This window comes from Kribbella qitaiheensis (assembly GCF_014217565.1).
Lineage (GTDB): Bacteria > Actinomycetota > Actinomycetes > Propionibacteriales > Kribbellaceae > Kribbella > Kribbella qitaiheensis_A.
In genome coordinates, this window is record NZ_CP043661.1 from 2034559 (window position 1) to 2054398 (window position 19840).

Here is a 19840-nt window from a genome sequence, read left to right on the forward strand (position 1 = left end):
GTGGAGCAGGTCCCACTCACTTGACCGGATTCGGCTCCGGCACCGGCTGCAGCGCGATCGTGGTGGCCTGGATCAGCGCGGCGTTCTTCCGGACCCAGGCCGAGACCGCGAGCTGGAGGTCTTCGAGGTCGCGTTCCTCCAGCGCGACCGCCGGGGTCGGCACGCTGGCGCCGAGTTCGGCGAGAACCGGCCGGAGGTGGATGTCGGCGAGCAGTTTGTGGCTGGGCGCCGCCGAGATCGTCACCGGGATGACGACCGAGCCGGCCAGCGCCTGGTGCGGCAGAACGTCGAGGAAGCTCTTCAGCAGGCCGGTGTAGCTGCCCTTGTAGACGGGAGTCGCGAGCACCAGCACCGAGGCCGAGGAAGCCAGGTCGATCGCGTTGTCCAGCGCCGTCCGGTCCGCCTCGGCGGCTGCTTCACCCTGGAAGATCGCGGGCGCGAAGGTGACCAGGTCGACCAGCTCGTCGAGCCGGTACGGCGTACCGAGCTCGCTGGCGAGCAGTTCCGCCACGGAGGCGGCGGCGGCGGTCCGGGAGCCCGGCTTGGGGTTCCCTACACCCGCTTTCCTTCCTTAAGCCCCCACCGACGCTCGGGGAAGTGTCGGCCGACGCCCCCCACCCCGCCTTCCTTCCCTAAGCGCCCCACCAATACTCCGGGAAGTGTCGGCCGACCGGCCCCACCCACCTTCCCTTCCTGAGCGCCCACCAATGAGTCCCGGGAAGTGTCGGTGGGCCGAGCTATATTCCTTGGGTGGCAACTACGTTCGAGGTGCTTGCGGAGCCGCGGCGACGCGAGATTCTCGACCTGCTGCGCGCCGGCGAGCGGCCGGTCGGCGAACTCGTCGAGCAACTACAACTGAGTCAGCCGGCCGTCTCCAAGCACTTGAAGGTCCTCCGCGACGCCGGCCTGGTGGAGGTCCGCCAGGACGCCCAGCGCCGCTGGTACCGGCTCCGCCTGGCCCCTCTGGTCGAGATCGACTCCTGGCTGGAGCCGTACCGCGATCTATGGCGCAACCGCCTCGACGCCCTGGAAGCCCACCTCGAACAAATGGATGACCAGTAGATGACTCCCGAGGACCAACTCGCCCGCCGCTGGTGGATCCGCGGCCGCCGGATCGCCTCGGTCGAGCGGGCCGGCAAGTTCGTCGACGACGTCGGCTTCGCCCTGCTCTTCCCGGCCCCGAAGCCGATCGCCCCGTCCCTGTGGGAGACGGTCGCGGACGAGGACGACGAACCGTTCGGCACCGGGATGGGCGAGAACGAACAGCGCGTCTGGTCCTGGAAGGACGAGCTGCCCCGGCGCGGACTCGCCTGGTACGGCGCCTATCTCGGCGGCCGCGGTTCGTTCTTGTCCCCCACGCTCCTGGCCGCCCTCTACCCCGGCGACGGCGAGCTCGACGACCACGAGCACCTCGAACTCTCGCCGGCAGCCCATGAGATCGCCGCCGCGCTCGCGGTCGAGCCGCTGTCCAGCGCGACCCTCCGGCAACTGCTCGGCGACAAGAACAAGTACCAGCGCGCGATCGGCGAGCTCCAGAAGGCGCTCCTGGTCACCACCGCCGGAGTACAGGAATCCACCAACGGCTGGCCAGCAGCCCTGATGACGCTCACGTGCGAGCAGTTTGACGTCGGCGGCGGCCGGGACCACAGCCAGGCGGCGACGCAGTACCTCGACACGATGCTGGACGCCACACCGATCGAGTTGGCCCGTGCCTTCCGGTGGTCCAGCGCTCAGGCACGGGACGTCCTGGACGAACTGGCCGATACCGGCCGCGCCACCTTCGACGGCAGCCGGTATCGACCTAGCTGAGTAGCTGAGCTTTGTGCGTCAGCGGACTTCGGCGAGGTCGAAGACGTTGCCTTCGGGGTCGGCGAGGGTGACCCAGTGGGCGCCGAACTCATCGAACTCGCCGACCCGCTTGGCGCCGAGGCCGACGATGCGGTCCACCTCGGCGGCCCAGCCGGTGGTGGCGAAGTCGACGTGCAGCCGGTTCTTCCCCTCCCGCTTCTCGGGGACCTGGATGAACATCAGCGCCGGGCCGTCGGCGCCCTTGTTCACGGTGGCGAAGAACTCGTTCGCCTCGGCATCGACCTGGGTCTGCAGGACCTGGGCCCAGAAACCGGCCAGCGCGGCCGCGTCGGTGCAGTCGAAGACGACGTGCTCGAGGGTGAGAGACATGGTGGGTCAACCTTTCAGGGTGGGGAGCTGCTGGATCGGCCAGCAGATCTCGGTACGGAAGTCGGCCGGGTTCTGGGTCTCGCCGGGCCCGACCAGGTAAAGCTCTCGAATCGGCCCGGCGGCGACCTCGCAGTACTCCGCGACGTGGCTGCCAAGTGCGCCGTACGTGCGGTCGAAGTCGGTGAACGGGCCGTCGTGCCGGGCGATCGCGAAGTACCCGGCCGGCAGGTCGATCAGCTCGACCCCGTCGGCCGGTTCCTGATCGGGAGCGACCGGCAGGAATCCGACCACCTCACCGGCATCTTCAGAAAAGAACTCGTTGCTGTACGTCGCTCCGCTGGTTGCGGCGATCTGCCGCCTCCCGGCCAGCTCACCGAGCCGGCCGAACGTGACGCCACACCACTCGTCGATCGCGTCCCGCTCGACGTGATCGGTCACGCCGTACGCACGGAACGCGGGCATGAACCGGTACTCGACGGTCAGCTCGCTCATCGGCAAGGTCAGCATCGACCGGAGCGAGGCGACGACCTCCCGGGTCTGGACGAGCTCGCGCTCCATCTGGTCCAGGTGTAACCGCAGAGTCTGGTCGCGGGTGGTGATGTCAGGCGCCTCGACGACCGAGCGCACCTGGGCCAGCGGCATCTGCAGATCGCGAAGCCGCCGGATCAGCTGGGCGACGTCGACCTGCGAGGTGTCGTAGCGCCGGTAACCCGACGACGGGTCGATCCGGGCCGGCGCGAGCAGGCCGATGTCGTGGTAGTGGTGCAGCGTCTTCACGCTCAGATGTGTGAGCCTGGAGAACTCACCGATGGTCACCGACGCGGTCATGACCAAAGCTTCCACCCTCCGGTGGCCGGAGGGTCAACCCCGACTCTGCGCACTACGCACACGCAAGAGCGACCACGACCCGGGAGCGCGGGTGTGGTCGCTCTGCTGGTGTCCCTGTGTGCACACCCGATCAGTGGGTGTTACGAGTTAGTTCACGGCCTGAACTGTGCGATCACCTTGGTGAAGTCCCAGTTCGCCTGCGGGATCTGGCTGCAGGTGTCGTCGCCGCCACCACTCGCACCACACGGACGGTCGCGGTTCACCGACCAGAAGGTGAACCTGGCCAGGTGGTTGGCGTTGGCGTAGCTGAGCATCTGCTGGAAGTCGGACAGGTTGACCCGCTCACCGGCGACGTCGGTGATCCCGTTCATCGAGGAGATCCCGATGTGCCGGAAGGCCTGGTCGTCGGAGTACCCGTAGGCGCTCTTGACCTGGTTCTTCAGCCCGTTCGCCGCCTGGATGCCGAGCGAGCCCATGGTGGTCGAGCCGCCGCCGAAGTCGAACGGCATGATCACCCAGCCGTCGAGCGGCAGCCCGGCCGCCGCACCGCGACGGATCATGTCCTGCCCGTCGCCGTCGGGGCCACTCGTGGTGGTGCCGAAGGTGACGTAGGTGACGATGCCCGGGTTGTTGTTCTCGACGATCTTCAGCGCGTCGATGACCCGCTGCCGCGAGGTCGCGTTGCTCATCTCGGTCTCTTCGATGTCGATGTCGATCGCCTTCAGCGACAGCGCGTTGATCACCTTCTGGTACGCCGCCGCCAGCTCGCTCGCGCTGTTGCAGCTGTTGCCGAGCTTGTTGCCGGACCAGCCGCCGAACGAGACGACCGCGTCACCGCCGTTCGCCCGGATCGTGTTCAGCGCGGACTGGTCGGCCCCGCCGGTCAGAGCACGGCCGCCGTCCCACATCGGGTTGCAGTACCCGTTGGACAGGATGAACGCCATCGTGAACCACGTGACGCCGGTCGCGCTCATCACCGTCGCCGGACTGGGCGGGCTACCCCAACCCTGATACAGGTACGGCGCCGCGCCGATCCCAGCACCACCGGCAGGGGGCGTGGTCGTCAGAGCCGGTGCGTTCCACTTCTGGTTGGCTCCGCCGCTGCACGTCCAGGTCTGCACGGGCGTCGCGTTCGCCGAATTGTTGCCGGTGACATCGAGGCACTTGTTCGCCTGCGGGTTCACCAGATCCTTGCCGGTGGTGTAGTTCCACTGCTGAGCGCCACTGCCGTTGCAGGTCCACAGCTGGACCTTCGCGGCGTTGGCCAGCGAACCCGCGCTCACGTCGAGACACTTCCCGAGCGCCTTGATCGTTCCGTCGCTGTTCCGGGTCCAGCTCTGTGCGCCGGATCCGTTGCAGTCGTACAGCTGCACCGCGGTACCGTCGGCCGAGTTCGCACCGGCGACGTCCAGGCACTTGCCGGCCAGGCCGGTGATGGTTCCGGTGGCCTCGGCGGCCTGAGCCGGCGCCGAGGCGATCAGCATTCCCGCACCGACGGCGAGGACCGCTCCCGCGGCCAGTAGCCGGCGCATCACGCGTTCCACTTCTGGTTCGCAGCGCCGGTACAGGTCCAGATCTGCAGCCGGGTGCTGTTGGCGGAGTTGTTGCCGGTGACATCGAGACACTTGTTCGCCTGTGGATTCACGAAGTCTTTCCCACTCGTATAGGTCCATTGCTGGGCGGCACTGCCGTTGCAGGTGTAGAGCTGGGTGACCGCGCCGTCGGCGGTCGAGCCCGCGGACACGTCGAGACACTTGCCGAGCGCGCGGACGGTGCCGTCACCAGGACGGCTCCACTGCTGCGCGGCGCTGCCGTTGCAGTCGTAGAGCTGGACCGCCGTGCCGTCTGCCGAATTGGCACCGGCCACATCCATGCACTTGCCGGCGAGACCTGTGATCTGACCGTTGGTGCCACCGCCACCGCTCTGGGTGCCGGACCAGGTGAAGGTCGCCGAGGTCTTCGTGGGCAGGTTGTAGACGAACGACTGGCTGCCCCAGTTGACCCGCACCGACTGGTTGCCACCGGTGGTGTTGAAGGCGATCAGCGACTTCGAACCGTCCGGGTTCTTCCAGGCGACGTTCTTGACCGAGGCGTTCGCGGTCGAGTCGACCCGGAGCGCGCCCGGCTTCACGAACTTGGTCAGGTGGCCCATCGTGTAGTACTCGACCGTCTTGGTGACCTGACCGCGCTGGCTGTCGTTGCGGTGCACGGTGACGACTCCGGTACAGACGTTGCAGCCGGAGCCGACGAACGGCAGGTGGGCCTCGTCCAGCGCGATGCCCCACTTCACCCAGGACTTGTCGTAGTTGCGGGTGTAGTCGATCAGGTTGTTCATGTCCTCGACCTGCTGGTTCGGGATCCAGGTCCCGCCCGAGTGCTCGGTCAGGTAGGCGTTGACGTTCGGGTACTGGTTGTGGATCTGGGTCTGCAGATTCACGTCACCGCCGTACCCGTGCCAGGCGATCCCGCCGAAGTTCGGGTCGGCACGCAACCCGGCGTCCGCGATCGGGACCGACCCGAGGTCGTTGTAGTCGCCCCAGTTGTAGTCGAGGATCAGCACCTTCGTGCTGAGGCCGGCGGCGTGCAGCGCCGGAAACAGGTGGTTCTTGGTGAAGTTGAGCAGGCCGGCGCCGTTCCAGTTCATCGACGCGTAGCCGGTGTTGTCGTTGCCGCAGCAGGTCGGCTCGTTCTGCACCGAGATGTAGTCGATGTGGTTGCCCTGGGCCTCGTTCTGCTGCAGGTACTTGACGAAGTACTGCGCGTACATCGGGTAGTACTCGGCCTTCAGCCAGCCGCGGTGGACGAAGTCGTTGTTGTCCTTCATCCAGGCCGGCGCGCTCCACGGCGAGCCCATCACCTTGACCGCCGGGTTGAGCTGCTTGGCCTGCTTGGTCAGCGGCACGATGTCGGCGAGGTCGTGGTTGATGGAGAAGTTGCTCAGGTCGCAGCAGGTGTCGTCGTAGGAGTAGTTGAACCGGGCCAGGTCCGAGGCGCCCATCGGGTTGCGGATGAAGGCCAGGCCGATCCCGTTCACCGGGTCGAACAGGTCCTTCATCACCTGGTCGCGGGTCGCCGCCGAGATCGTGTTGCTGCTGTTCATCAGCCAGGCGGAACTGTCGGCGAACGACGCACCGCCGCCCTCGAAGGACTGGTACGTCGTGTTCTCGTTGACCGTGATGGTCTGGTTGGCGGTGCCGCCGGCCGGGCCGAAGTTCACCGGCGTCTGCTGCTGCAGGCCGCGGGTGACGTTCTGGCCGGCCGCGTCGTTCGTGGTGGTCAGCCAGACATTGACCTGCTCGCCGGCGGCGTGCGCGGGCTGGATGTTGCCGATACTCAGACCGGTCGCGGTCACGCACAGGGCCGCGAATCCTGCCAGGGCTGGCACGATGCGTATGCGGCGGCGGCGTTGGATCCCGTTGGAGGGCATGCGGAATCTCCCTTTTGCTCAAGGGCTTTCACAGGGCGGATGGGACCCCGGGTACCGGCGTCTGCCCGCGCCGCAACAGGTGGTCAGCCCGAGGTAACCATCGGTTAATAGCGCTGTCAACGTCGTGGTACCACTTTTTTCACGCCTTATATTTATGTGTGGTCTTGACCTGAGAGCGTTCTCACAGCAGGCTGCCTTCCAGCGATTCCCTGTCTCGCAGCAGTCCGCCCCCCGCCCCCACCGGCCGGACGAGCAGCACGGTCCGGCCGCGCGAGAAATGAGGCACGCATGAGATTTCAGCGTCCCCGGTTCCGTTCCACCGCGCTGGTCGCCGCCGGCGCGGCCCTGATCGGCACAGCTTTCCTCCAAGCCCCCGCCACCGCCGGTACCGCGAGCGCCGGCACAGCGGCGGCCCCGATGGCCGCAGCCGCGGTCGGTCCGACCATTTGGGAGGACAACTTCGACGGCCCGTCCGGCCAGGCTCCGAACGCCAGCAAATGGCGGTACGACCTCGGTGGTTCCGGCTGGGGCAACAACGAGCGCGAGTATTACACCAACAGCACCAGCAACTCAGCCCTCGACGGCGGCGGGAACCTGGTGATCACCGCCCGCCGCGAGTCCGGTGGCCACAGTTGCTGGTACGGCACCTGTGAGTACACCTCGGCCCGGCTGTTGACCGCGGCAACCTTCACCCAGCAGTACGGCCGCTTCGAGGCGCGGATGAAACTGCCGCGCGGCCAGGGTCTCTGGCCGGCCTTCTGGATGCTCGGCGACGGAGGTGCGGGCTGGCCGAACAACGGCGAGATCGACATCATGGAGAACATCGGCAAGGAGCCGAGCACCGTGCACGGCACCATCCACGGGCCCGGCTACTCGGGTGCCGGTGGCATCGGCGCCCCGTACGGCTTGGCGAACGGCCAGAAGTTCGCTGACGGGTTCCACACCTTCACCGTCGACTGGTCGCCGAACTCGATCATCTGGTACGTCGACGGGGTCCAGTACCAGCAGCGCACGCCCGCTGACCTGGGCGGCAAGACCTGGGTTTACAACCACCCGTTCTTCATGATCATGAACGTAGCTGTCGGTGGCGGCTGGCCCGGTGACCCGGACGGCAGCACCACGATGCCGCAGACGATGACCGTCGACTACGTCCGCGTCTCGAGCCTGAGCGGCGGCGGTGGCGGCGGTGGCCAGATCACCGCGCTCGGCAAGTGCATGGACGTGGCCGGCGCGAACGCGGCCGACGGCACGGCCGTCCAGCTCTACGACTGCAACGGCACCGCCGCGCAGCAGTGGACCCGTCCAGGTGACGGCACGGTCCGTGCCCTCGGCAAGTGCCTTGACGTCGCCGGTGGCGGCACGGCCGACGGCACCAAGCTGCAGATAGCCACCTGCAGCGGCAATGCGGCCCAGCAATGGACCTACACCGGCGCGCATGACCTGGTGAATCCACAGGCCAACAAGTGCGCGGACATCCCGTCCGGCAACACCGCGAACGCCACCCGCCTGCAGATCTGGACCTGCAACGGCACGAGCGCCCAGAAGTGGACGATCTAGCAGCTGTCTCCTGATCACAGCGTCAAGCGGCCCCGGTTCTCCTTCTACTGAAGGGGAACCGGGGCCCTTGCCTCCCCCACTTTCCCTCTATGTGAAGGGAGAGCCGGGGAGTGTTGGTTGTTGTCAGAGGGTGCGGTGGGACTTGATCAGGCTGGTGTAGGTCTTGCCGCTGGTCTTCATCACCCGGGTGCCGGTCGGGTAGTCGACGTACGACAGGCCGAAGCGCGGTGCGTAGCCGTAGGCCCATTCGAAGTTGTCCATCAAGGACCAGGCGAAGTAGCCGGCCAGCGGCGCGCCCTGCTGGACGGCCCGGACGCAAGCAGCCAGATGCCCTTCCAGGTAAGCCGTTCGCTGCTGGTCGTCGACGGTGAACTCGGCATCCGGCTGGTCGACCCAGGCCGAACCGTTCTCGGTGATGTAGATCTTCTCCGCGCCGTACTCCTTGGCCAGCCGCAGGATCAGCTCCTCCAGCCCGGCCGGGTGCACCTCCCAGTCGAGCATGGTGCGCTCCGCATTGGGGCCCGGAACCTGGCTGAATCCCAGCAGGGGAACGGATTGGTCGGCCTGGATGATCTGGCGGAAGTAGTAGTTCAGCCCGACGAAATCGGTCGGCGCCGCGATGATCTCGGCATCTCCCGGCTGCTCCGGCAGCTCCACGCCGTACGTTTCGACCATGTCGGCGGGGAAGCCGCGGCCGAATACCGGATCCAGCCACCACCGGTTGATGTGCCCGTCGGCGATCTGGGCCGCGCGGATGTCCGCCGCGCTGTCGCTGGCCGGCTCGGTCCCGCTGAGGTTGACGACCAGGCCGATCGAGGCCGGCTCCGGTGCCGACTCCCTCAACGCGGCGACGCCCAGACCGTGCGCCAGCAACAGGTTGTACGACGCCCGTACGGCGATCGCCGGATCGGTGATGCCCGGGGCCATCCGGCCTTCCCAGTGGCCGATCCAGGCCGAGCACAGCGGCTCGTTCAAGGTCACCCAGTCGCGGACGCGATCGCCTAGCTTGGCGCCGACGACGGCCGCGTACTCCGCGAACCGGTACGCCGTATCGCGGTTCTCCCAGCCGCCCAGGTCCTGCAGCGCCTGCGGCAGATCCCAGTGGTACAAGGTGACGAACGGTTTGATGCCTTCGGCAAGCAATTCGTCGACGACGCGGTCGTAATAGTCCAGACCGGCCGCGTTCACCGCGCCGGAACCGGTGGGGATCACCCGCGGCCAGGCGATCGAGAACCGGTACGCGTCCACGCCGAGCCGCTTGAGCAGGTCGAGGTCCTCCGGCCAGCGGTGGTACGAATCGCACGCGACGTCACCGTCGTCGCCGTTGTCGATCGCACCGGGGACCCGGCAGAAGGTGTCCCAGATCGACGGCAACCGGCCGTCCGCGTCGATCGCGCCTTCGATCTGGTACGCCGAAGTGGCGGTACCCCAGACGAAGTCCTGCCGGAGCGGGGAGAGCTCGACCATCGGGGCCCCCAAGGGGTAGAAGGGTGGTTTTTTCAAAGCATAGTTGAAGTCCTGAACCCGGAATAGCAACAGCCACCCCTCAAACAGGTTCCGCAACCCCACCACCCAAAAGCACTCACCTACACTCGCCCGCTTGTGCGGGAAGGTGGGGTGGTTAGTGGGTGCGGGCGGGGATGGTGTGTGGGGTGGGGATGGTGTGTGGGGTGGGGACGCCGCCTTCGCGGAGGAGGCGGAGGACGGGGAGGGTTGCTGCTCCCATCGCGACGGCGTCGCGGCCTAGTTCGCAGAGGTCGATAGAGACCTGGGCGTAGGGCTGGCGGAGTGCGTGTTTGCCTACGGCTTCACGGAGTTCGGGGAGGTAGCGCTCGCCTAGGAGCAAGCCGGCCCAGCCGCCGAGGACGATCCGTTCGGGGTTGAACAGGTTGACCAGGTTGGCGAATCCGGCACCTAGGTAGCCGATGGTGTCCTCGACCACCTTCGCCGCGACCTCCGAAGTACTGATTGAGTCGAGCAGGCTGGTGAAAGCCTCCTCCTCGCCACCACCCGGCGCAGCGGCACCACCGTTCGCCAACTGGAAGCGCTCGAGCACACCTTCGGCACCGACATACGCCTCCAGGCAACCCTGCGCACCACACCGGCACTGGCGTCCGCCGTACATGATCGTGGTGTGGCCCCACTCGCCCGCACTGCTGCGAGTACCGCGGTAGCTGGAGCCTCCGGTGACAAGCGCGGCGCCTACGCCGGATCCGACCAACGCGACAACCGCATCCGTCGCACCCCGCCCGGCCCCGAACCACATCTCGGCCTGACCGAGAGTGTTGGCACCATTGTCGACCTGGATCGGGATATCGGTCTTGGCGGCCAGCATCGCACCGAACGGAACGGCATCCCAGCCAAGCGTCTGAGCATGGACGACCGCGTCGACAGGCCCCTCGACGACACCGGCCACGGCAACTCCGAGTCCAAGCACCCGATCAGGCGCGACCCGCGCTTCCCCGAGCACCTCCCCCAGCCCTGCCAGCACATACCTCACGGCCAGAGCAGGCTCCGGCTTCGGCGTCTCGATCGGGTAGACCATCGTCGCGAGCACGTTCATCGCGAGGTCGAACAACTCGACCCGGACCCGGGTCTCGCCCACCTCGGCGCCGACCACGTAGCCGAAGCGCGGTGCGACCCGGAGCAGCACGCGCGGCCGGCCGCCGTCGGACTCGACCGAGCCGGCTTCCTCGACGACACCCTCTTCCAGCAGCTCGCCGACCAGGTTGCTCACGCTCGCCGCACTCAACGACGTCTTGTGGCCGAGTTCGTACCGGCTCAGCGGGCCTTCGCGGTAGATGCTGGTCAGGATGACCGAGCGGTTGGACCGCCGCATGTCGCGCACAGTCGTCCGGCGTCCATCCATGGTTTTGTCGACCCGCCCCTTGTCAGCGCTTCCGAGTGCCGCTACCGATCCAACCAGCGGCGGAAAATTACTTCCCGTGCCGCGCCGCGGATCGTGAGATCGATTCCGGCGCCGCAAGTCCATCATGCCGCAGGGCCGACCGGGAAGGGCGGGCGCCGGACCGGGCGCCACACTTCTTACAAATCGTGAACTTAGCCCTGATTTCGTTATCTTGTCGTGATTGACGTGAGCTGACTCACTCGGCTTCACTCTACGGAACCGCTTCCGAAACCGGTTCCGAATCTGAGCGACATGGTTCGGAAACAAACCCCCAACCGCCCGAGGGGAGTTGACAGTGTCGATCACCATCGCCGATGTGGCCGCCCGCGCCGGGGTCAGCAAGACCACCGTCTCGCGCGTCCTGAACGGCAAGGGCGAGCTCGACATGCGCACCGCGGAGCGGGTCCGCCAAGTGATCGCCGAGCTCGGCTACGTGCCCAGCGCCAGGGCAGTCGGCCTGGCCCGCGGCCGGACCCGGATCGTCGGGATGCTGGTCCCCTCGCTCACCTGGCCCTGGATGGGCGAGGTGCTGCAGGGCGCCGTGGACGTGGTCGAGTCCGAGGGCTACGGCCTGCTGCTGTTCACCTGTAACCGGGGTGAGGAATCCATGCAGCAGTTCGCCTCCCAGGTCTCGGCCCAGTCCTTCGACGGCCTGCTGGTGATCGAGCCGGAAGGCACGCTCGCCTACATCGAACAGCTACACTCCCGCGGCTTGCCCGTCGTCCTGATCGACGACCGGGCCAAGCAGCCCCTCTTCCCGTCCGTCGCCACCACCAACCGGGCCGGCGGTGAGTCCGCCGCCCAGCACCTGCTGGAACTCGGCCGCCGCCGGCCGCTGGTGATCACCGGCGTGGGCTGGTTCGGCTGCACTCAGGACCGCTTGGACGGTTTCCGCGACACCTATGCGGCGGCCGGTATCGAGCTCGACCCACGGCTCGTCTTCGAAGGCGACTTCACCCATGACTGCGGGCGCGAAGCCGTCCAGCAGGCCCTCGACGCCGGGCTACGGTTCGACTCGATCTTCGCGCACAACGACCTGTCCGCCGGCGGCGCCATCCAGGCCGTCCGGGAGACCGGCTGGAATGTGCCGAACGACGTGTCGGTGGTCGGTTTCGACGACATCCCCTATGCCCAGCACACCGAACCACCGCTGACCACGGTGCATCAGCCGATGCGCCAGATGGGGCAGACAGCGGCCCGGATGCTGATGGGCTACTTCGGCGGCCAGCCGCTGCCCGAGGAGCCCAAGGTGCTGCCCACGACGCTGATCGTCCGCAGCTCGACCGCTCCCGTCACCGCCCGTCAGCCGACGTAGGACCGAAGAACTCCGGCGGCGGGGTGGCTGCCCCCGCCTCGCCGCCGGTGAAAGACACCGATACCGATCTGTTAGCGCCGCCGATATATCCATGAGAGCGCTTTCACGGCACGATGCGAAGGCCCCCCAGGCTCCACCCGACAGTCATCCGACCGTCAACCGCCAAAAACAGTTGGACGAACCACAGGAGGAACGATGCGAGCTCGACGCTCAGTCGCGCTAGCCCTCACGGGCGTGCTCGCGGCAGTCACACTGGCTGCCTGCAGTAACGGGGATGCGAAGAAGGACACCGCCGGCTCCAGCAGCGCGGTCACAGCCCTGAACGTGGGCATGCCGAACGGCCCGCAGACGGAGAACCACAACCCGTTCCTCGGATCCTCGTCGGGGGCCTCGCTGGGCTACCGCTGGATGATCTACGAGCCGCTGGTGATGATCAACGCCATCAAGCCCGCCGAGAAGGGCAAGCCCTGGCTGGCCACGGAATGGGCCTGGTCGGAGAACTTCACCAAGCTCTCGCTCACCATCCGCGACGGCGTCAAGTTCTCCGACGGCTCGCCGATGACCGCCGACGACGTGGCGTACTCGTTCCAGCTCCGCAAGGACAACGAGGGCCTGAACACCGACGCGATCCCGTACGGGACCATCACGGCGACCGGTAACAAGGTCGACCTGACCTTCACCAAGTCGCAGTTCACCAACCAGAACAAGGTACTGACCGTCTTCGTGGTGCCGAAGGCGCAGTGGTCGACCTTCGCCGACCCGAGCAAGGACGTCGTCAAGAACCCGATCGGCACCGGCCCGTACAAGCTGAAGTCGTTCACCCCGCAGACCACCACGCTGGAGGTCCGGGACTCGTACTGGCAGGACCTGCCGAAGATCAAGGAACTGCGGTACACGTCGTACAACGACAACAACGCGCAGACGACCGCGCTGGCCAACGGTTCGGCCGAGTGGAGCTTCGTCTTCGTCCCGAACTACAAGACCGTCTACGTCGACAAGGACCCGGACCACCACAAGCTCTGGTTCCCGGCGAACCTCGGCATCCACGGTCTGTGGATCAACACCACCAAGAAGCCCTTCGACAACCCGGCGCTGCGCCGCGCGATGGACAAGGTGATCAACCGCGACGACATCTTCAACCAAGGTGAGGCCGGCTACTTCTACCCGAAGGTCGAGTCCGTCACCGGTATCCCGACCCCGGCCGGTGAGTCCTTCATCGCCCCGGAGTACAAGGACAAGAAGCACGCGGTCGACGTCGACGGCGCCAAGGCCGAGCTCTCCACGGCCGGCTTCAAGCTCGAGGGCAACGTCCTGAAGGACCCGACCGGCAAGCCGGTCACGCTCACGCTGACCGACCCGGCCGGCTGGTCCGACTACGTCACCGACCTCGAGATCATCAAGGACAACCTGTCCCAGATCGGGATCAAGGCCACCATCGACAAGGCGAACCAGGACTCCTGGTTCAAGGCGATCGACGAGGGCAACTTCGACGCCGCGATGCACTGGACCAACGGCGGCGCGACGCCGTTCGACATCTACCAGAACATCATGGACGGCAAGATCCTCAAGCCGGTCGGCAAGGGTGGCGTGAGCGGCAACTACGGCCGGTTCAACAGCCCGGAGGCCACCAAGGCGCTGGACGAGTACGCCAACGCCAAGGACGAGACGGCCCGCACCGCGGCGCTGAACACGCTGCAGAAGATCATGGTCGAGCAGATGCCGGTCATCCCGACGTCGGCGTCCAACGTCGGCGGCATGTACAGCACGAAGCACTGGGTCGGCTGGCCGGACGAGCAGAACCAGTACGCGCCGGCTCAGCCGACGCAGCAGAACGCACTCCAGATCATCCTGAACCTGAAGCCCGCGGGCGCCTAAGGAAACCGTCGCGGCCGGGATCCCACCACCTGGGGGTCCCGGCCGCGGTGCCGCGATCCAGTGTTCTCAGGACACGAGCTAGGAGTTCGACTAAGTCATGACGGCGACCGAGACAGAACCGGTGACCACGGACGACGTGGTCCTCGAGGCCGAGGGCCTCACCAAACATTTCCCCGTACGCCGGGGCGTGCGCACCCTGTTCACCCGGGAGCGCAGAGCGGTCCACGCGGTGGACGACCTGAGGCTGACGCTTCGCCGGGGCCGGGTCACCGCCCTCGTCGGCGAATCCGGCTCGGGCAAGTCCACGGTGGCACGCCTGCTCGCACAGCTGTATCCGCGCACCTCGGGCGACATCCGGCTGCACGGCAAGACGGTGACGGTGCACGGCGGCCGGAAGTTCCGCGCGTACTGCCGCCAGGTGCAGATGATCTTCCAGGACCCGTTCGCCTCCCTGAACCCGGTCCACACCGTGCGGTACCACCTGACCCGGGCGCTGAAGATCCACGGCCGCGCGGGCAAGACGTCCGCCGAGCTCGAGGACAACCTGAACCAGTTGCTGCTCAGGGTCCAGCTCACCCCGCCCGAGCGCTACCTGGACAAGTTCCCGCACGAACTGTCCGGCGGTCAGCGCCAGCGGGTCTCGATCGCCCGCGCGCTCGGCGCCGACCCCGAGGTCCTGCTCGCCGACGAGCCGGTCTCGATGCTCGACGTGTCGATCCGCCTCGGCGTACTGAACCTGCTCCGGGACCTGAAGGAACGGCTGAACCTGGCCATTCTCTACATCACCCACGACATCGCGTCCGCGCGCTACTTCGCCGACGAGACGATGGTGATGTACGCCGGCCGGCTGGTCGAGGGCGGCGACTCCGAGACCGTCACCCAGCACCCCGCGCATCCCTACACCCGGCTGCTGATCGAGAGCGCGCCCGACCCGGACCGGCTCGACCGGGTCGGTGATCTCAAGGACGCGCCGGAGGACGAGGCGGGTGGCGAACCACCGAGCCTGATCGTTCCGCCGAGCGGCTGCCGGTTCCACCCGCGCTGCATCCACGCGATGCCGAAGTGTTCCACCGAACTGCCGCCCCGGTTCGAACTGTCCCCCAGGTCCGAATTGGCGGTCATCGCCGGTAAATCCGACCACTGGGCAGCCTGCTGGCTCTACGAGGAAGGGGCCGCGAAGTGAAGTACCTGCTGCAGCGGATCGCGTTCTACCTGTTCACCGCGTGGGCCGCGATCACCATCAACTTCTTCATCCCGCGGCTGATCCCCGGCGACCCGGTCAGCTCGCTGATCAACAAGTACCAGGGCCAGATCAGCACCGAGGCGATCCAGTCGCTGTACGTGCTGTTCGGGCTCGACAAGAACGCCGGCATGTGGAGCCAGTACGTCGACTACTGGCAGCAGATCTTCCGCGGCGACCTGGGCATCTCGTTCAACTTCTTCCCCACCCCGGTCTCGGAGATCCTCGCCCAGTCACTGCCGTGGACGATCGCACTGGTCGGCGTCACCACCATCGTCAGCTTCGCGCTCGGTACCGGCCTGGGCGTCATCGCCGGCTGGCGGCGCGGTTCCTGGATGGACGGTCTGTTGCCGGTGACAACGTTCATCTCGTCGATCCCGTACTTCTGGCTCGGCCTGCTGGCGATCACCGTGCTGGCCGGCGCCGACAGCTTCTTCCCGTCGTCCGGTGGCTACGAGCCCGGCCTGGTGCCGTCCTGGGACGGCGAGTTCATCGGCAGCGCGATCCGGCACAGCCTGCTGCCGGCCTTCACGATCCTGATCTCCTCGGTCAGTGGCTGGATCCTCAGCATGCGCAACATGATGGTCACGGTCGCGTCCGAGGACTACATCACGGTCGCGCACGCCAAGGGTCTGCCGGAACGCCGGGTGATGGTCAGCTACGCGGCCCGCAACGCCCTGTTGCCGAACGTCTCCGGCTTCGCGCTGTCCCTCGGCTTCATCGTCGGTGGCACCCTGCTGGTCGAGATCGTCTTCTCCTATCCGGGGATCGGCTACAACCTGTTCCAGGCCGTCGGAGCCAAGGACTATCCGCTGATGCAGGGCGTCTTCCTGGTCATCACACTGTCGGTCCTGGTGGCCAACCTGCTGGCCGACATCGCGTACCTGCTCCTCGACCCGCGCACCCGCAAGGAGGGCTGACGATGTCCGCACCAGCCAGCACCATCACCGCGGTCACCCCGGAAGGTCCGGCCGGGGCCGTCGCACCCGCCAAGCGCCGCCGGCTGCGGTTCGTCGCGAACTCGAAGGCGGCCACCGGCCTGATCCTTCTCGCGTTCTACAGCCTGATCGCGATCATCGGGCCGTGGATCGCGCCGTTCGACCCGTCCGCCCGCAGCAGCGACCTGCTGCAGGGGCCGTCGGGCAAGCACTGGTTCGGCACCACCCATCTCGGCCAGGACATCTTCAGCCAGATCCTGGTCGGCACCCGCGGCGTGATGTTCGTCGGCCTGCTGGCCGGCGTCATCGCCACCGCCCTGTCGGTCCTGATCGGGGTCACCTCCGGCTTCCTCGGCGGTGCCTCCGACGAGGCGCTGTCCGCGCTGTCCAACGTGTTCCTGGTGATCCCGGCGCTGCCGCTGATCATCATCGTCGCCTCCACCATCCCCAGCGCCGGCGACCTGATGGTTGCCCTCGTCATCGGGTTGACGTCGTGGGCATGGGGAGCCCGCGTACTCCGGGCGCAGACGCTGTCGTTGCGCAGGCGCGACTATGTCGAGGCCGCCCGGGCCACCGGTGAGAGCACCTGGCGGATCATCACCGTGGAGATCCTGCCGAACCTGACCGCGATCATCGCCTCCGGCTTCGTCGGCACCGTCATCTTCGCCATCATGTCCGAGATCACCCTGGCCTTCATCGGCATCTCGACCATCTCCGAATGGAACTGGGGAACGATCCTGTTCTGGGCCCAGAGTCAGCAGGCCCTGGCCTCCGGCGCCTGGTGGTGGTTCGTCCCGGCCGGTCTGGCGATCGCGATCCTCGGCACCGCGCTGTCGCTGGTCAACTTCGGCATCGACGAGTTCGTCAGCCCGCGGCTGCGCAGCGCCGGCCGTACCAAGGTGAAGACCACGGACGGCCACACCGTCCGGATGCGGGTCGGGTTCACCCCGGTCCTGTCCCAGAACGGCGCGAAGGAACCGGTCACCCCGGTCCTGCGCAAGACCGCCGACAATGCGAAGGGCGTCGCGTGATGACGAATTCGGGGCTGAAGGCACCCATCCTCGAGATCAAGGACTTCAACGTCGACTACGGTCTCGGCGAGCAGTCGGTCCAGGCCGTCCGCGACGTTACGCTGACCCTGCACCGCGGTGAGGTGCTCGGGCTGGCCGGCGAGAGTGGCAGTGGCAAGTCGACGCTTGCCTATGGCATCACCCGGCTGCTGCCGCCGCCCGGCGTGATCAGCGGTGGCTCGGTGATCTACCACCCGCCTGGCGAGGATCCGTACGACGTGATGGCGCTCTCGAACGCCGAGCTGCGCAAGTTCCGCTGGGCCGAGACGTCGATCGTGTTCCAGGGCGCGATGAACTCGCTCAACCCGGTGCACAAGGTCTCCACCCAGATGCTCGACGTGATCAGAGCGCACGAGCCGCAGCTCAGCGCGGAAGCACGACTGGCCCGCGCCCACGAGATGCTCAAGCTGGTCGGCATCTCGTCCGACCGGATGGACGCCTACCCGCACCAGTTGTCCGGCGGTATGCGGCAGCGGGTGATGATCGGGATGGCGCTGGTACTGGAACCGCAGGTCGTCATCATGGACGAGCCGACCACCGCACTCGACGTGGTGATGCAGCGCCAGATCCTCGCCCAGCTGGTCGAACTGCGTGAGCGGCTGGACTTCTCGGTGCTGTTCATCACCCACGACCTGTCCCTGCTGGTCGAGTTCTCGGACCGGATCGCCATCATGTACGGCGGCCGGATCGTGGAAGAGGCCAAGTCGGCCGATCTGTACAAGGACTCCCTGCATCCTTACAGCGAGGGGCTGCTCAAGTCGTTCCCCGCGCTGCGTGGTCCGCGTAAGGAGCTGGCCGGGATCCCCGGCTCGCCTCCCGACCTGCGCGGGATGCCGTCCGGCTGCGCGTTCCACCCCCGCTGCCCGCACGCCTTCGACCGGTGTTCGACCGAGATTCCCGTGCTCGGCGTCCCCGAGGCCAGGAACGATCCGAACCGCCAGGTGGCCTGCTGGCTCCCCGGCCGCGTCCCGGTCGCCTGACCAACCCTCACAACGATCTTCCCCGAAGGGAGCCAGTACGGCGTTCGCCCACCGGCGGGCGCCGTACGCACGACTATGAACCCAACCGCTGATCCCACCACCTCGGTGTTCACCGCGCCGGCTGCCGAGCGAGAGCTGATCGCGAGTCTTCCGTCGGACTTCCGTTGGGGCGTCGCCACCTCGGCGTACCAGATCGAGGGCGCGATCGACATGGACGGCCGGACCCCTTCGATCTGGGACACCTTCTGCCGCGTCCCCGGGGCGATCGACAACGGCGACACCGGTGACATCGCCTGTGAGCACTACACCCGGATGCCGGCCGACGTCGGCCTGATCAAGGAACTCGGGCTGGACACGTACCGGTTCTCTGTGTCCTGGTCGCGGGTCCAGCCGCACGGTGCGGGTCCGGTGAACCCGGCCGGGATCGGCTTCTACGACCGGCTAGTCGACGAACTCCTTGCCCAGGGCATCGACCCGTGGGTGACGCTCTACCACTGGGACCTGCCGCAGGAGCTCGAGGACGCGGGCGGCTGGCCGGAGCGCGATACGGCGTACAAGTTCGCGGACTATTCGATGCTGGTGTTCGACGCGCTCAGTGACCGGGTGAACACCTGGACGACGCTGAACGAGCCGTGGTGCTCGGCGATGCTCGGCTACGCGTACGGGCTGCATGCCCCGGGACGCAAGGAGTACCCGAAATCGATCGCGGCGATCCATCATCTGCTGCTCGGTCATGGTCTCGCTACCGAGCGGATGCGCGAGGCCGCGACCCGGCCGATCGACATCGGCATCACGCTGAACGCTGCCACGGCGTACCCGGCCAGTGACGCCGAACCCGACCTCGAGGCCGCTCGGCGTGCTGACGGGATGGGCGCGCGGATCTACCTCGATCCGCTGGCGAACGGGCACTACCCGGCCGATGTGATCGCGGACCTGGCTCGGGAGGGAATCGAGATCCCGGTCAAGGACGGCGACCTCGCGACGATCTCGGCGCCGATCGACGTCCTCGGGATCAACTATTACTTCAGCCAGAAGTTCACCGGGTACGACGAGGACGGCCGCACGGTCGGCGACGACGGGCTACCGATCAGCCGCACCCTGCCGATGAACCGGCCGCGGACCGCGATGGACTGGGAGATCGTGCCCGAGGGCTTCACCGACCTCCTGGTCCGGATCAGCCGCGACTACCCCGGCCTGCCGATGGTCATCACGGAGAACGGCGCTGCCTTCGACGACGTGGCTGATGACAACGGCTACGTCGCCGATGAGGGCCGTACGGCGTACTTCGCGACGCACCTCGCCGCGGTGGCCTCGGCCATCCAGCAAGGCGCCGACATCCGCGGCTACCTGGCCTGGTCGCTACTGGACAACTTCGAATGGGCCTACGGCTACGACAAGCGCTTCGGCATCGTCCGAGTCGACTACAACACCCAAGCCCGTACCCCGAAGCAAAGCGCCCTGTACTTACGCGAAGTAGCCCACCAACACCGCACCCGCTAACTCACGAACGACGCCCCACGCGGC

General features: G+C 67.0%; 16 protein-coding genes and 1 pseudogene. 10 read left to right on the forward strand and 7 right to left on the reverse strand.

Annotation, left to right across the window (positions count from 1 at the left end):
- Positions 1 to 16: 16 nt before the first annotated feature.
- Positions 17 to 544 (reverse strand): annotated as a pseudogene (locus F1D05_RS09230) (NADPH-dependent FMN reductase); the annotation flags it as partial.
- 206 nt (positions 545 to 750) lie between these two features.
- Here F1D05_RS09230 and F1D05_RS09235 point away from each other — a divergent pair.
- Both F1D05_RS09235 and F1D05_RS09240 read left to right on the forward strand, forming a co-directional pair.
- The gene (locus F1D05_RS09235) at positions 751 to 1062 is read left to right on the forward strand and encodes an ArsR/SmtB family transcription factor (protein ID WP_185446872.1); all 312 of its coding nucleotides are present in this window, start codon (positions 751 to 753) and stop codon (positions 1060 to 1062) included.
- Positions 1063 to 1809, forward strand: a complete 747-nt coding sequence (locus F1D05_RS09240) for an AlkZ-related protein (protein ID WP_185446873.1) — start codon at positions 1063 to 1065, stop codon at positions 1807 to 1809.
- 18 nt (positions 1810 to 1827) lie between these two features.
- Here the strand turns inward: F1D05_RS09240 and F1D05_RS09245 are convergent, their stop codons facing one another.
- From F1D05_RS09245 to F1D05_RS09260, 4 genes are all read right to left on the reverse strand, one after another.
- Positions 1828 to 2178 (reverse strand): VOC family protein, encoded by a 351-nt coding sequence (locus F1D05_RS09245; protein ID WP_185446874.1) that lies wholly within the window; start codon positions 2176 to 2178, stop codon positions 1828 to 1830.
- Between the two features lie 6 nt (positions 2179 to 2184).
- On the reverse strand, positions 2185 to 3006 hold the full coding sequence (locus tag F1D05_RS09250; RefSeq protein ID WP_185446875.1) for a MerR family transcriptional regulator: 822 nt from the start codon (positions 3004 to 3006) through the stop codon (positions 2185 to 2187).
- A gap of 152 nt (positions 3007 to 3158) precedes the next feature.
- Complete coding sequence (locus tag F1D05_RS09255) at positions 3159 to 4538, reverse strand: chitinase (protein ID WP_185446876.1); 1380 nt, start codon at positions 4536 to 4538, stop codon at positions 3159 to 3161.
- On the reverse strand, positions 4538 to 6433 hold the full coding sequence (locus F1D05_RS09260) for a ricin-type beta-trefoil lectin domain protein (RefSeq protein ID WP_185446877.1): 1896 nt from the start codon (positions 6431 to 6433) through the stop codon (positions 4538 to 4540). The genes F1D05_RS09255 and F1D05_RS09260 overlap by 1 nt, the downstream gene beginning before the upstream one ends.
- A gap of 288 nt (positions 6434 to 6721) precedes the next feature.
- Here F1D05_RS09260 and F1D05_RS09265 point away from each other — a divergent pair, with 288 nt between their 5' ends.
- The gene (locus F1D05_RS09265; RefSeq protein ID WP_185446878.1) at positions 6722 to 7990 is read left to right on the forward strand and encodes a glycoside hydrolase family 16 protein; all 1269 of its coding nucleotides are present in this window, start codon (positions 6722 to 6724) and stop codon (positions 7988 to 7990) included.
- A 123-nt stretch (positions 7991 to 8113) separates the two neighbouring features.
- Here F1D05_RS09265 and F1D05_RS09270 read toward each other — a convergent pair whose 3' ends face one another.
- Positions 8114 to 9457: a GH1 family beta-glucosidase gene (locus tag F1D05_RS09270; RefSeq protein WP_185446879.1), complete on the reverse strand. Its 1344-nt coding sequence runs from the start codon at positions 9455 to 9457 to the stop codon at positions 8114 to 8116.
- 154 nt (positions 9458 to 9611) lie between these two features.
- Positions 9612 to 10829 carry an ROK family protein gene (locus F1D05_RS09275; RefSeq protein WP_246486552.1) on the reverse strand — a complete coding sequence of 406 codons (1218 nt, stop codon included), beginning with the start codon at positions 10827 to 10829 and terminating at the stop codon, positions 9612 to 9614.
- Positions 10830 to 11193: 364 nt separating this feature from the next.
- Between F1D05_RS09275 and F1D05_RS09280 the strand changes: the two genes are divergently transcribed.
- The 7 genes from F1D05_RS09280 (at position 11194) to F1D05_RS09310 (ending at position 19816) form a co-directional block, all read left to right on the forward strand.
- A complete protein-coding gene (locus F1D05_RS09280) occupies positions 11194 to 12213 on the forward strand; it encodes a LacI family DNA-binding transcriptional regulator (RefSeq protein ID WP_185446881.1) in 1020 nt (339 codons plus the stop codon).
- 195 nt (positions 12214 to 12408) lie between these two features.
- Positions 12409 to 14088, forward strand: a complete 1680-nt coding sequence (locus tag F1D05_RS09285) for an ABC transporter substrate-binding protein (protein ID WP_185446882.1) — start codon at positions 12409 to 12411, stop codon at positions 14086 to 14088.
- Positions 14089 to 14185: 97 nt separating this feature from the next.
- Positions 14186 to 15271, forward strand: coding sequence for an ABC transporter ATP-binding protein (locus F1D05_RS09290; protein ID WP_185446883.1), 1086 nt, complete (start codon positions 14186 to 14188; stop codon positions 15269 to 15271).
- Entirely contained in the window at positions 15268 to 16248 is a 981-nt protein-coding gene (locus F1D05_RS09295) for an ABC transporter permease (RefSeq protein WP_185446884.1), read from the forward strand. The genes F1D05_RS09290 and F1D05_RS09295 overlap by 4 nt, the downstream gene beginning before the upstream one ends.
- Positions 16249 to 16250: 2 nt before the next feature.
- Entirely contained in the window at positions 16251 to 17297 is a 1047-nt protein-coding gene (locus tag F1D05_RS09300) for an ABC transporter permease (RefSeq protein WP_185446885.1), read from the forward strand.
- A complete protein-coding gene (locus F1D05_RS09305; RefSeq protein WP_206686131.1) occupies positions 17297 to 18316 on the forward strand; it encodes an ABC transporter ATP-binding protein in 1020 nt (339 codons plus the stop codon). The genes F1D05_RS09300 and F1D05_RS09305 overlap by 1 nt, the downstream gene beginning before the upstream one ends.
- A gap of 75 nt (positions 18317 to 18391) precedes the next feature.
- Complete coding sequence (locus F1D05_RS09310) at positions 18392 to 19816, forward strand: GH1 family beta-glucosidase (RefSeq protein ID WP_185446886.1); 1425 nt, start codon at positions 18392 to 18394, stop codon at positions 19814 to 19816.
- Positions 19817 to 19840 lie beyond the last annotated feature (24 nt).